General features: G+C 68.9%; 12 protein-coding genes. 9 read left to right on the forward strand and 3 right to left on the reverse strand.

Annotation, left to right across the window (positions count from 1 at the left end; all coding sequences use genetic code 11):
- A partial coding sequence (locus VKG81_RS14900; protein WP_324397179.1) for a thiolase family protein occupies positions 1–617 on the forward strand: 617 nt, incomplete at its 5' end.
- Positions 618–686: 69 nt separating this feature from the next.
- Positions 687–1,016: a hypothetical protein gene (locus VKG81_RS14905; protein WP_324397181.1), complete on the forward strand. Its 330-nt coding sequence runs from the start codon at positions 687–689 to the stop codon at positions 1,014–1,016.
- Between the two features lie 57 nt (positions 1,017–1,073).
- Here VKG81_RS14905 and VKG81_RS14910 read toward each other — a convergent pair whose 3' ends face one another.
- Both VKG81_RS14910 and VKG81_RS14915 read right to left on the reverse strand, forming a co-directional pair.
- On the reverse strand, positions 1,074–2,714 hold the full coding sequence (locus VKG81_RS14910; protein WP_324397183.1) for an FAD-dependent oxidoreductase: 1,641 nt from the start codon (positions 2,712–2,714) through the stop codon (positions 1,074–1,076).
- Between the two features lie 25 nt (positions 2,715–2,739).
- Complete coding sequence (locus tag VKG81_RS14915) at positions 2,740–3,432, reverse strand: IclR family transcriptional regulator (protein WP_324397185.1); 693 nt, start codon at positions 3,430–3,432, stop codon at positions 2,740–2,742.
- Positions 3,433–3,538: 106 nt separating this feature from the next.
- On the opposite strand from VKG81_RS14915, the gene VKG81_RS14920 reads away from it, so the two are divergent.
- The 7 genes from VKG81_RS14920 to VKG81_RS14950 are packed head-to-tail and all read left to right on the forward strand — an operon-like array spanning position 3,539 to position 11,885.
- Positions 3,539–4,402 (forward strand): alpha/beta hydrolase, encoded by an 864-nt coding sequence (locus tag VKG81_RS14920; RefSeq protein WP_324397187.1) that lies wholly within the window; start codon positions 3,539–3,541, stop codon positions 4,400–4,402.
- A 2-nt stretch (positions 4,403–4,404) separates the two neighbouring features.
- The gene (locus VKG81_RS14925) at positions 4,405–6,099 is read left to right on the forward strand and encodes a bifunctional 3-(3-hydroxy-phenyl)propionate/3-hydroxycinnamic acid hydroxylase (RefSeq protein WP_414685289.1); all 1,695 of its coding nucleotides are present in this window, start codon (positions 4,405–4,407) and stop codon (positions 6,097–6,099) included.
- The gene (locus VKG81_RS14930; RefSeq protein ID WP_324397189.1) at positions 6,047–6,973 is read left to right on the forward strand and encodes a 3-carboxyethylcatechol 2,3-dioxygenase; all 927 of its coding nucleotides are present in this window, start codon (positions 6,047–6,049) and stop codon (positions 6,971–6,973) included. The genes VKG81_RS14925 and VKG81_RS14930 overlap by 53 nt, the downstream gene beginning before the upstream one ends.
- Complete coding sequence (locus tag VKG81_RS14935; RefSeq protein WP_324397191.1) at positions 6,970–8,718, forward strand: FAD-binding protein; 1,749 nt, start codon at positions 6,970–6,972, stop codon at positions 8,716–8,718. Before VKG81_RS14930 ends, VKG81_RS14935 begins: the two co-directional genes overlap by 4 nt.
- A 3-nt stretch (positions 8,719–8,721) precedes the next feature.
- Positions 8,722–10,044, forward strand: coding sequence for an LLM class flavin-dependent oxidoreductase (locus tag VKG81_RS14940; RefSeq protein WP_324397193.1), 1,323 nt, complete (start codon positions 8,722–8,724; stop codon positions 10,042–10,044).
- Between the two features lie 3 nt (positions 10,045–10,047).
- Positions 10,048–10,908, forward strand: a complete 861-nt coding sequence (locus VKG81_RS14945; protein ID WP_324397195.1) for a coniferyl-alcohol dehydrogenase — start codon at positions 10,048–10,050, stop codon at positions 10,906–10,908.
- Positions 10,896–11,885, forward strand: a complete 990-nt coding sequence (locus VKG81_RS14950) for a cyclase family protein (protein ID WP_324397197.1) — start codon at positions 10,896–10,898, stop codon at positions 11,883–11,885. Before VKG81_RS14945 ends, VKG81_RS14950 begins: the two co-directional genes overlap by 13 nt.
- 47 nt (positions 11,886–11,932) lie before the next feature.
- Here the strand turns inward: VKG81_RS14950 and VKG81_RS14955 are convergent, their stop codons facing one another.
- On the reverse strand, positions 11,933–12,634 hold the full coding sequence (locus VKG81_RS14955) for a dienelactone hydrolase family protein (RefSeq protein ID WP_324397199.1): 702 nt from the start codon (positions 12,632–12,634) through the stop codon (positions 11,933–11,935).
- Positions 12,635–12,752: the final 118 nt, after the last annotated feature.

Raw genomic sequence — 12,752 nt, forward strand, 5'->3', positions numbered from 1 at the left:
AGCCGATGTCCGAGGAAGCCATCCTCAACTCGCCGATGCTGAACTACCCGTTGACCCAATACATGTTCTGCGCTCCCGACGAAGGAGCCGCCGCGGCCATCATGTGCCGCGCCGACATCGCCAAGCGGTTCACCGACAAACCCGTGTATGTTCGCGCGGTCGAGGTCCGCACCCGCCGCTACGGCGCCTACGAGGTGAACACCACCTACGCGCCGGTCGACGAGGACATGTCCCCGACCGTCTACGCGGCGAGGGCCGCGTTCGAAAAGGCTGGTGTGGCACCGGAAGACGTCGACGTGATTCAGCTGCAGGACACTGACGCGGGCGCCGAGGTGATCCACATGGCCGAGTGCGGTTTCTGCGCCGACGGCGAACAGGAAAAGCTGCTGGCCGACGGCGCCACCGAGATCACCGGTGCGATGCCGGTCAACACCGACGGCGGGCTGATCGCCAACGGCGAGCCCATCGGCGCGTCGGGGCTGCGGCAGGTGCACGAGCTGGTGCGCCAGCTGCGCGGCCAGGCCGGCGACCGCCAGGTCGGCGGCACACCGCGGGTCGGCTTCGCGCAGGTCTACGGCGCACCCGGCACCGCCGCCGCGACGGTCCTGACGCTGTGAGTTCCGGCGAACACGCTTTCCGCCAGGCGAACCGGGGTAACCATGTAGGGGGAGTGATGGTCGATGTTGATGGTCGTGCTGGTAGTGGCCGTCGTTGGCCTGTTGTTGCTCGCCGTGGCCATCCTGACCGCCAACACGATCCTTGCCCTGGTGGTCATCGCGCTGGCGGCGCTCGGCCTGCTGCTGTTGGCCAGGGATTGGTTCAGAGACCGCCGCCGTCCTGAGGCCGTCCCGCCGGCCGAGCTGCACGAGCCGCGCGAACCCGGGGTCACCCGGGCGAAGCGGCACCTGGAGGCGGACCTGTTCGAGCCCGACGTCTCGTACGAAGACACACAAGAAGAACAAGAAGAAGAAGTAACGGAACACCACGGTGCCGGGCGCGACGGCACCACGGAGTGATTCGCGTTCATTCGGGCACCCGCGCCTCGTCGCCGGCGTCGCCGAGCAACACGCTGTTCAGTCGGCCCCCGCCTCGCTCACCGATTTCCCGGTGGCTGCGGCATGCCCGGCCCGGAAGCCGAAGACCATTGCCGGGCCGAGTGTTCCGCCGGCGCCGCCGTACGCACGCCCGGTGACACCGCCCATCGCGTTGCCCACGGCGTAGAGGCCGCCGATGGGCCTGCCGCTGACATGAAGCACACGCGCGTCGCGGTCGGTTCGTGGTCCGCCCTTGGTGCCCATCGCGCCGACCGACACCGGTACCGCGTGAAACGGCGCCGTGTCGACGGGGCCGAGCGTTTTACCCGCGGGCGTCGTGGCGCGGTCGTCGCCCCAGTAGCCGTCGTACGCGCTTGAGCCGCGGCCGAATTCCGGGTCCGATCCGGATTCGACGTTGCGGTTCCACGCCTCGATCGTCCGGGTCAGGCCGTCCGGGTCGATGCCGGTCTTCGCGCCGAGTTCGCGCAGATCCGCCGACGGCGAAAACCAGTCCGGAACCGCCTCGCCCGGCGCCACGCCGAGGAAGCCGTAGCGCTTGAGATGCAGCGCGTCGAACACGATCCACGCCGGATCGTTGACGTAGCCGCCACGGGGATCGAGGTAGTGAAACGCCCCGGCCATCGAGTTGTATTCGCCGGCCTCGTTGACGAACCGCTTGCCGGCCCGGTTGACGATGATGCTCCTCGGGCGGGTGCGCTCGAGCCGCACGCTGCGGCTGCGGGGCCTGCCGTCGATCGTGTCGCCCGGAATCCTGACGATCGGAACCCACCACGCCTCACCCATGTTCGCGAGATCCGCGCCGTGGGCCATCGCCATGCGCAGCCCGTCGCCGGTGTTGTTGGGCGGCGACACCGCGCCGTGCATGGGCCCGCGCAGAAACGCCCCTGCCAACGACGCGTCCCACTCGAAGCCGCCGGTGGCGAGGATGACCCCGCGGTGCGCCCGAACGGTGAACTCATCCCCGTTCTGCGCGATGCGCGCGCCGGCGATCCGCCCGGACCCGGAAATGAGCTCAGCGGCGCGAGCATTCGTGCGGGGCGCCACGCCGGCGTCGAGCAGCCCCTTCAGGAGCCCGGCGACGAGCGCCGTGCCGGCGACGCAGATCCGTCCGGACGCCCCGTCGGTGATCGAGTCAGCCGACGCGTGAATGCGGGCCCGCGTCTCGGCGTCGATTCCGACGTTGCTGAAGTCGGGCGGAAACGCCGTGATCCGGTCGGCCCAGTCGCCGAGGCGGTCGAGGTCGAACGGCAGCACGGCCAGCGACCGGCCCCCCGCCGGGCGTCCGCCGGGCAACTCCGGCTTGTAGTCCGGAAACCCCTGCGCGATCTCGAACCGGGCGTCACTGTGCGCCTCGACGAAGTCGAGCATCGCCGGCCCGGTGCGAACGAACGTCTCGACCAGGTCCTCATCCATCGAACCGAAGGATTGCGCCCGCAGGTAGCTCATCGCATCGGCCGCGGTCAGCTCCTGTCCCGGCATCCTCCGATGCGCCGGGATCCAGACGATGCCGCCCGAAACCGCGCTGGTGCCCCCGACGGTCGCGGCCTTCTCGTACACCTCCACCGAGGCTCCGTCGACTGCCGCCGTCAACCCCGCCGTCAGGCCCGCGGCGCCGCTGCCGAGCACCACGATGTCGACTTCCCGGTCCCAATCGGTCATGGCCCATCCCTTCGGGAAACGATGGTCAGCTGAGAGTCTCGGATAATTCGTCGGCGGCCCGCACGACCGCGTCCTTGCCCCGCATCACCACGTCTTCCCGGTGGGAGATGAGGTTGATGCACGTGGGCGGCGACGGTGGCCGTCGGCGCACCGGCACCGCCAGGCCGTAGGTGTTCGGCTCGATCTCACCGTGCGTGATCACCCAACCCTGCGCTCGGGTCTGCTGCACCAGGTCCCGCTCGCCGGGCCGGGGCGGCATGCTTGCGAGCAGCGCGATCCCGGCGGCGCCCCGATCCAGCGGGTAGCGGCTGCCCTCGTGGAAGGACAGCTGATAGGAGACACGGCTGGGCACGATCACGGCGATCGCCACCTGTTGGTCGCCCTCGGCGATGAGCAGCGACACCGTGGTGCCGAGGTCGTCGGCCAGCGCGCGCAGCGTCGGCAGGCTCAGTTGGCGCACGTTGTGGTCGAACGAGGCACCCAGCACGGCCAAACCGGACGCCGACCTGTAACGGCCGTCCTCGCCCTTGGCCACGAGCCGGAATTGCGCGAGCGTGCCCAGCAGGCGATAGGCGATGGTGCGGTGCACCCCGACGTGGTCGGCGACCTGCTGCACCGTCAGTCCCGCGCGCGAGGTGGCGACCGCCTGAAGGATGGACAGCCCCCTGGCCAGGGTCTGCGAACCGGGCACACCGTTGGTCGTTCCCTTGACAGACATCAGCCCGACAGTGATCCTCTATACATAGTGCACACGAATGTGCGATATTAGCACATTTGATTTGCGCGAGGCGAGAATCACATAATCGCAGACGGAGAGGCGAGAAGTGTCGGAACACGAAAGCATCTGGAGTGACCTCCAGGGCGTCGCGTTCACGCAGGGTTGCTTCGACGTCGGCGGGGTCCAAACCCGATACCTGCATGCCGGCGACCCCGAAAGCCCGGTTCTGGTGCTGCTGCACGGCTCCGGCGGCCACGCCGAGGCGTACGTGCGTAACCTCGAGGCGCACGCCGAGCACTTCTCGACGTGGTCGATCGACATGCTGGGTCACGGCTACACCGGCAAGCCCGGTCACCCGCTGGAGGTGCACCACTACGTGGATCACCTGATGGCATTCCTCGACGCCATCGGTGCGAACCGCGCTCACCTCAGCGGCGAGTCGCTCGGCGGCTGGGTCGCCGCCCGTGCCGCCGTCGACCATCCCGGCCGCGTCGATCGGCTGGTGCTCAACACCGCCGGCGGCTCGCAGGCCGATCCGGAGGTCATGAAGCGGATCATCTCGTTGTCGATGGCCGCCGCGGAGAACCCGACGTGGGAGACCGTGCGGGCGCGCATCAAGTGGCTGATGGCCGACAAGTCCAGGGACTACGACGATCTCGTCGCGAGCCGGCAACGCATCTACCGCCAGCCGGGTTTCGTCGCGGCGATGCGCGACATCATGGCACTGCAGGACCCGGAGATCCGGGCGCGCAACCTGTTGGGACCGGCCGAGTACGGCGCGATCACCGCCCCGACGCTGGTGCTGTGGACGAGCGACGACCCGACCGCCGACGTCGGCGAGGGCCGGCGGATCGCGTCGATGATCCCCGGTGCCCGCTTCGAGGTGATGGCCGGGTGCGGCCACTGGCCTCAGTACGAGGACGCGAAGACGTTCAACCGCTTGCACATCGATTTCCTGCGGGGCCGCTGACCGTGGCCCCCAGCCGGAACGCAGAGGCGGACGTCGTCATCGTCGGGGCCGGCCCGGTGGGACTGACGCTGGCGAACTTCCTTGGGCTGCAGGGCGTCCGCACGCTGGTCGTCGAGGAACGCGACACGCTGATCGACTACCCCCGCGGTGTCGGCCTCGACGACGAGGCGCTGCGCACGTTCCAGTCGATCGGGCTGGTCGACCGCATCCTGCCGCACACGGTTCCCAACCAGATCCTGCGGTTCTTCGACGCGAAGCGCCGGCTGCTCGCCGAGATGGCGCCACCCGACGCCCGTTTCGGTTGGCCCAAGCGCAACGGTTTCGTGCAGCCGATGGTCGACGCCGAACTGCTCGCCGGTCTGGACAGGTTCGGCCACGTCGAGGTGATGTGGGGCCGTCGGATGGAGTACTGCGTCCAGACCGTGAGCGGTGTGACGGTCGACCTCGCCGGTGACGGGGCGGCATCGGGCGCGCAGGCGCGCTACGTGGTGGGCTGCGACGGGGGCCGCAGCGCCACCCGCCGGCTGATGGGCGTGTCGTTCGACGGCACCACCTCGCCGACGCGCTGGCTGGTCGTCGACGTCGCCAACGACCCCCTGGGCCACCCCAACAGCGAGGTGGGTGCCGACCCCGCGCGGCCGTACGCCTCGATCTCGATCGCGCACGGTATCCGGCGCTTCGAGTTCATGATTCACGCCCACGAGTCCGACGAACAAGCCGAAGACCCGGCATTCATCGCGCGCATGCTCGGCCTGCTTGTTCCACACCCCGACCGTGTCGACGTGATCCGGCACCGCCTCTACACCCACCACTCGCGGATCGCCGGAGCCTTCCGCAGCGGCCGGCTGCTGCTGGCCGGCGACGCCGCGCACCTGATGCCGGTATGGCAGGGACAGGGCTACAACAGCGGAATCCGCGACGCGGCCAACCTCGGCTGGAAGCTGGCCGCGGTGGTGAGCGGTCAGGCCGACGATGCGCTGCTGGACACCTACGACGTCGAGCGCCGCAAGCACGCCAGGGCGATGATCGACCTGTCCACGATGGTCGGGCGGGTGATCTCGCCGACCAACGGGGGTGTTGCGGCGCTGCGGGACGGTGTGATTCGCGCCGCGTCGGTAATGCCGTCCCTGAAGCGCTACGTGCTCGAGATGCGGTTCAAGCCGATGCCGCGCTACGAGCAGGGCGCCGTGTTCCACCCGGAGCCCCGCTCGGAGACCTCGCCGGTGGGCACCCTGTTCGTCCAGCCCCGGGTCGACACCCGCGACGGCCCCGACGTCCTGCTCGACGACGTGCTGGGTCCCGGCTTCGCCGTTGTCTGCTGGAACAACAACCCGCGCGCCCTGCTCGGGGCGGACGCCTTCGGGCGCTGGAAAGCGTTGGGAGCGCGCTTTGTTGCCGCCCGGCCGCTGACCCAGCTGCACTGGACCGGCCACGACGACCCCGACGTCGTGATCGTCGGAGATCGCTCCGGTGCCCTCAAGTCCTGGTTCGACGCGCACACCGAATCGGTGTTGTTCCTGCGACCCGATCGCTGCATCGCAGGCGCATGCATCGCTCAGCGCGCGCCGGAGTTGAGCGCGTCGCTCTTCAAGGTCCTCTATGTGACTCAGGGAGGAGGCAACGGTGCCACTGGCTCTGTGTTGTATGTCCCACAGCCCGCTACTGAACCTTCCCGGACCGTCGCAGGATCTCCTTGACGACATCAACGGTGCGCTGGCCGGCGCCCGCGAGTTCGTGGGTGACTATGACCCCGAGCTCGTCGTCGTCTTTTCCCCCGACCACTACAACGGGTTCTTCTACAGGCTGATGCCGCCGTTCTGCATCGGCACCGCCGCCAGTGGCGTCGGCGATTTCGGCACCCGGTCCGGGCCGCTGAACGTGCCCACCGACATCGCCACCGATTGTGCGGCGGCGGTCCTCGAGGCCGGGGTGGACGTGGCGGTTTCGGCGAGCATGGAGGTGGACCACGGCACGGTCCAGCCCCTGCAGGCGTTGTTCGGCGACGCCGCGGCACCGCCGGTGGTCCCGATCTTCATCAATTCGGTCGCCACGCCGCTGGGGCCGTTGCGGCGGGCACGGGCGCTCGGCGCCGCGGTCGGCGGCTTCGTCGCCGGCTTGGACAAACGCGTCCTGCTGCTGGGATCGGGTGGACTGTCGCACGATCCGCCGGTTCCGACGCTGGCGACCGCGGCGCCGGGCGCCCGGGACCGCATCATCCACGGCCGGCCGATGACAGCCGAGCAGCGGCAGGCCCGGCAGGTGGCCGTGATGGCGGCGGCCCGGGCCTTCGCGCGTGGCGAAGGCCCGCTGCAGCCCCTCAATCCCGGATGGGACCAACACCTTCTGGAGATCTTCGATCACGGCGACCTCGCCGCCCTCGACGGCTGGTCCAACGAGTGGATAGCCGCGCAGGCGGGTAATTCCGCGCATGAAATCCGCACCTGGGTGGCGGCGTTCGCCGCGCTGGCCACCCAAGGCCCGTTCGAGACCCGGCTGCGCTACTACCGCGCGGCCCCCGAGCTGATCGCGGGCTTCGCGATCAGGACCGCCGTGCCGGAGGCACGCGGATGATCCAGTCGTTCGATCATGTCGTCGACGTGCTCGTGATCGGTTCGGGCGGCGGCGGCATGACCGCTGCGCTGGCCGCGAACGCGTCGGGGCTGGACACCCTGGTGGTCGAAAAGGGTTCCCACTTCGGCGGCTCCACCGCTCTTTCGGGTGGGGGAATCTGGGTGCCCGGCGCGCCGGCGCAGCGACGCGAAGGCTACCTGCCGTCTCCCGACGGGGTTTTCGAGTACCTGCGCCGGATCACCGACGGCCTGGTCAGCGACGCACGGCTGCGCCAGTACGTCGACACCGCGCCGGTGATGATGGAATTTCTCGAGAAGACCAGCCGCTGGTTCGAGTTCGTCTGGAAGCCGGGCTACGCCGACTATTACCCCGAGCTGCCGGGCGGCTCGGAGCGCGGCAGCACGATCAACGTGCCGGCCATCGATCTGCGCAAGCTGGGCGACGAGGAGCACAACCTGCTGCAACCGCTGGCGTTGGCGCCGAAGGGAATCTGGCTGGGCCCCAAAGACCTTCGGCTCTTCTACCAGGTCCGGCAGTCATGGCGGGGCAAAGCGGTTCTGGTGAAGCTGATCTGGCGGATGTTCCGGGCCAGGGTGTTCGGCGACCGGATGGCCGCCATCGGCCAGTCGCTGGCGGCCCGGCTGCGGCTGGCGATGACGGAGCGTGGTATCCCGCTGTGGCTGGACTCGCCGATGACCGAGCTGGCCACCGACGTCGACGGCAACGTCACCGGCGCGGTGATCGAACGCAACGGCACGACAGAGCGGATCGGTGCGCGCGGCGGTGTCATCCTGGCAAGCGGTGGCTTCGACCACGACCTGGATTGGCGCAGGCGGTATCTGCCGGTGCTGGAGAAGGACTGGAGCTTCGGTAACCCGCTCGCCACCGGCGACGGGATCCGCGCCGGCGAAAAAGTCGGCGGCGCCACCGACCTGCTCGACGAGGCGTGGTGGTTCCCGGCGATCCAATGGCCCGACGGGCGACTGCAGTTCATGCTCAACGAACGCATGATGCCGTCCCAGTTCGTCGTCAACGGCGCGGGCCGGCGGTTCGTCAACGAGGCGGCGCCCTACATGGACTTCGCGCACGCGATGATCGCGGGGCACGAGTCGGGCGTCGCCCACATCCCCTGCTGGCTGATCACCGACATCCGTTCCTTCCACCGCTACGTGCTCGCCGGGCACCTGCCCATCCCGAAGGTGCCGTTCGGGCCGGTCCCCACCGGCTGGAAGGTGCCGAAGGCCTGGCTGGGCTCGGGCGTGGTCAAAGAGGCGGGCAGCTGGGACGAGCTCGCGGGCAAGATCGGGGTGCCGGCCGACGCGCTGCGGCACACGGCCGAGCGCTTCAACGAGCTGGCGCGAGGCGGCCACGACGACGACTTCAACCGCGGCGACAGCGCCTACGACAACTACTACGGCGACCCGACGCTGCCCAACCCCAATCTCTATCCGCTGACCAAGCCGCCGTACTACGCGTTTCAGATCATCCTGGGGGACCTCGGCACATCGGGCGGCCTGCGCACCGACGAGCACGCGCGCGTCCTGCGCGCCGACGACAGTGTCGTGACGGGTCTTTACGCAGTGGGAAACACGTCCGCGGCGGTCATGGGCCGCAGCTATGCCGGCGCCGGGGCCACGATCGGTCCGGCGATGACGTTCGGCTACGTGGCGGCCAGGCACATCGCCAACGGTGTCGCATCGAGCGACGCCGGCAGCACTCGTTCGGTTGATTCACATCGGAGGTAGGAAATGAAAATCTCGCTCTTCTACGAATTCCCGTTGCCGCGCCCGTGGCAGCCCGGTGAAGAGCGCGTCCTGTTTCAGGATGGCCTCGACGAGGTCGAGCTTGCGGACAAGGCGGGCTTCTCGACGGTGTGGCTGACCGAACACCACTTCCTGGAGGAATACTGTCACTCCACCGCGCCCGAGATCTTCCTCGCCGCGGCCAGTCAGCGCACCGAGAACATTCGGCTGGGCTTCGGGATCATGCATCTGCCGCCGGCGGTCAACCACCCGGCCCGGGTCGCCGAGCGCATCGCCACCCTCGACCTGATCTCCAACGGGCGCGTCGAATTCGGCACGGGCGAATCGTCGTCGGTCGGTGAGCTCGGCGGATTCGGCATCGACCCGGCCGACAAGCGCGCCCAGTGGGAGGAGGCGCTCGAGGTCGCGATCCGCTGCATGATCGAGGAGCCGTTCTCCGGGTTCAAGGGCCGGCACATCGAGATGCCGCCGCGCAACGTGATCCCGAAGCCGATGCAGAAGCCGCATCCGCCGGTGTGGGTCGCCTGCACGCGGCCCTCGTCGGTGCAGATGGCCGCGCAGAAGTGCATCGGCGCGCTGAGTTTCGCCTACACCGGGCCCGGCCCGCTGGCCGAGCGCGTCAACGGCTACTACAAGGAGCTCGAGGAGCGCGGCGCCCCGGTGACGCCGCAGATCAACCCGAACATCCTCGCCATCGGCGGTGACCTGTCGATGATGGTGGCTCCCACCGATGAACAGGCGATCGACCGCCTCGGAGTGGGCGGCGGGTTCTTCTCGTTCGGAATCATGCACTACTACATGACCGGCGTGCACACGCCCGGGCGCACCGGGGTCTGGAAGCGCTACCTCGAAGAAACCGCGAAGGATCCGACCCTGGCCTACGGGCCCGGCCGGGGAGCGATCGGCAGCCCGGCGACGGCCCGTGAGTTCTTGCGCGGCTACGAGGAGAGCGGCGTCGACGAGCTCATCCTGCTGCTCAACCCCCGCAGCCACGAATACACGATGGAGGCCATCGAGCTGATGGGCAAGCATGTGCTTCCGGAGTTCATCGAGCGCGACGAGAAGGCCGTGGCCGAGAAGGCCAAGAGGCTGGAGCCGGTCGTCGAGCGGGTGGAGGCCCGCAGGCCGGCCGCCGACGCGCCGGAGTTCGACGAGAACTATTCTTTCGGCGGGCTGCCCACCGGTCGCGGCGGGAAGTTCACCGCGAGCGAGATTCCGGAGGCGATGGCCGAGATCAACGAGGGTCGTGTGCAGGCCGCCCAGCGCCTCAAGGAGGAGCGCGAGGCCGCCAAAAAGACATCCGGCTGACCGGTGGGACAGGTCGACGACCTCTGGCGCTACGACGGCCGGCGCGTCGTGGTCACCGGGTGTGCCTCAGGCATCGGTGCCGACGTCGCGCGCCTGCTGGCCGAACTCGGTGCCGAGGTCGTCGGCCTGGACCGGCGGAGTCCGGCGCCCGATGAGCGCTCGCGCGAAGGGCTCCAGACCCTGCAGGTCAAGGAATTTCACGAAGTCGACCTCGCGGACCCGGCGTCGGTCGATCGGGCCGTCGAGGCGATCGGCGGCAGGGTCGATTCGCTGTTCAACGTCGCCGGGGTCTCGTCGGGGCTGGGCAACCCGCTGCTGGTGGCCACCATCAATTTCCTTGGCATGCGCCACCTCACCGAGGCCCTCGTCCCGGCTATGCCATCGGGTTCGTCGATCGCGTGCGTGTCGTCGCTGGCGGCGGCCGGCTACCTTGACCATCGCCGGAGCATCGCCGGGCTGCTGAGCACGCGCACGTTCGACGAGGGCGTCGACTGGTGTCAGCGGCATCCCGAAGCGCTCGCCGACGGCGGCTACCGGCTGTCCAAGGAGGCGATCATCTTCTACTGCATGCGAAAGGCCGTCCCGCTCGGCGCCCGCGGTGTGCGCATCAACTGCACGGCACCAGGTGTCACCGAAACGCCGATTCTCGACCAGTTGCGCACGGCCTACGGCCAGGACTACCTCGATGCCATCCCCAAGCCGTTGGGACGCGTGTCTGAACCCGCCGAACAGGCGGCGGTCCTGGTTTTCCTGAACAGTCGGGCAGCGAGCTATGTCACCGGCCAGGTGCTGTGGGTCGACGGCGGCACCGTCGCCGGCCGCATTGCCGCCACCTTGGAGGGATCCGAACAATGGCCACTCTGAACGACTTCCGCCGGGTCGCCGACGAGGTCCGCAACTGGGGCCGGTGGGGTGACGCCGACGAGTTGGGGACGCTGAACTTCATCACGGCCGACAAGGTCCGCGAAGCGGCGAGTCTGGTCAGGCACGGAAAGGTCTTCCCCCTCGGCGTCGACTTCGGCTCGTCGGGCCCCCAGGGGGCGTTCCATTTCCGGCAGAACCCGGTGCACGTGATGACCGTCGACGGCGGTGACGCTCGCACGTTGCTCGAGTACGGCCCCCACTGGGCGCGCAACCCGGTGGCCGGCGAGTTGAGCCGATATTTCAAGAACAATCCGATGCGCTTCAACGACGACATGATCATCATGCCGCTGCAGGCGGCCACGCAGTGGGATGCGCTGTCGCACGTCTACTACGAGGACTACCTCTACAACGGTTTTCCCGCGAACTCGGTGACCAGCCTCGGTGCCTACCACTGCGGGATCGACAAAGTGGATCAGAAGGGCATCACCTCGCGCGGGGTGCTGCTCGACATCGTGCGGCTGCGCGGTGTGCAGACATTCTGCGAACTCGGCGATCCGATCACGCCGCAGGAACTGGACGCCGCGGCCCGGGCCGGGGGCGTGACGGTCGGGCGGGGCGACATCGTGCTGGTCCGCACCGGCTGGTGGGCAAGGTTCCTCGAGAACGGCGACGGGGGCGAGCCGGGCGCGGGCCTGGACTGGCGCTGCGCCTCATGGCTGCACGGTCGCGAGGTTGCGGCCGTGGCCGCCGACAACCTGATGGTCGAGAACCCGGTGTCGGGTGTCGAGGGTGCGTTCCTGCCGATGCACATGCTGTGCCTGCGGGACATGGGCATGATGCTCGGCGAATACTGGGACCTGACCGCGCTGGCCGCCGACTGCGCCGCCGACGGTGTGTACGAGTTTCAGCTCGTCGCTCCGCCGCTGCGGGTGACCGGCGCGGTGGGCTCTCCGGTCAATCCCATTGCGATCAAGTAGGTGTGGGTGCGCACGTTCGCACGCGCGGCCGGCCACCCCGCGTGAACTCAGCGCAGGTGGCTGTCGAAGAACGCGAGGATGCGCCGCCAGGTGTCCTCGGCCTCCGGTTCTGAATAGGCCATTCCGGCAAGGCGTTCGGCACCGCGCAGCACGTGCGGTGTGCCCCAGTCGTTCATGAAGCTGTGGCCGACGCCGGGGTATTCCTTGATGTCACGTGGCACGTCACCGGAGGCCAGCACCGCCTCGAGCGCCTCCGCCGCGTTGGGCAGCCAGCGGTCCTTCGCTCCGTAGCTCGCCACGGTGGGGCACGAACGGCTCAGCGCGTCGATGTCCTTGGGCCAGATGCCGTAGTTGGGTGCCGTCGCGTCGAACACCGCTCGGGGCGCCAACAGCAGGCAGAACCCGCCGCCCATGCAGAACCCGACCGAGCCGACCTTCCCGGTGCAGCGCCGGTCGGTCGCGAGGTGATCACGCGCCGCGACCAGGTCGTCCACGGCCTCGCCGCCGCCGTTGGGCAACGCCCTCAGCGTGCGGACGACGCATCGCATCCGGTCGCCGCGGCGGTACAGGGCGGGGGCGATCGCGAGGTAGCCGTTGGCGGCGAACCGGTCGGTGATCCGCCGCAGGTCGGCGGTCAGACCGAGCGCGTCGTGGACCACGACCACACCCGGCCACGGGCCGTCGCCGTCGGGGACCGCGAGATATGCCGGCAGCGGGCCGGCCGGGCAGTCGTAGCTGATATCTGGCATCGGACTCGCTTATCCTCTACAGTCGCCGTCAGCCTAGTTATATCGGCTAAGCGTCGTTGGCCTCATTTCCGGGCGGCACGTGCAGCGTACCGACGACGACAGTCGGCTAGGAAAGGCC

Origin of the sequence: Mycobacterium sp., from assembly GCF_035314905.1 — a bacterium.
Lineage (GTDB): Bacteria > Actinomycetota > Actinomycetes > Mycobacteriales > Mycobacteriaceae > Mycobacterium.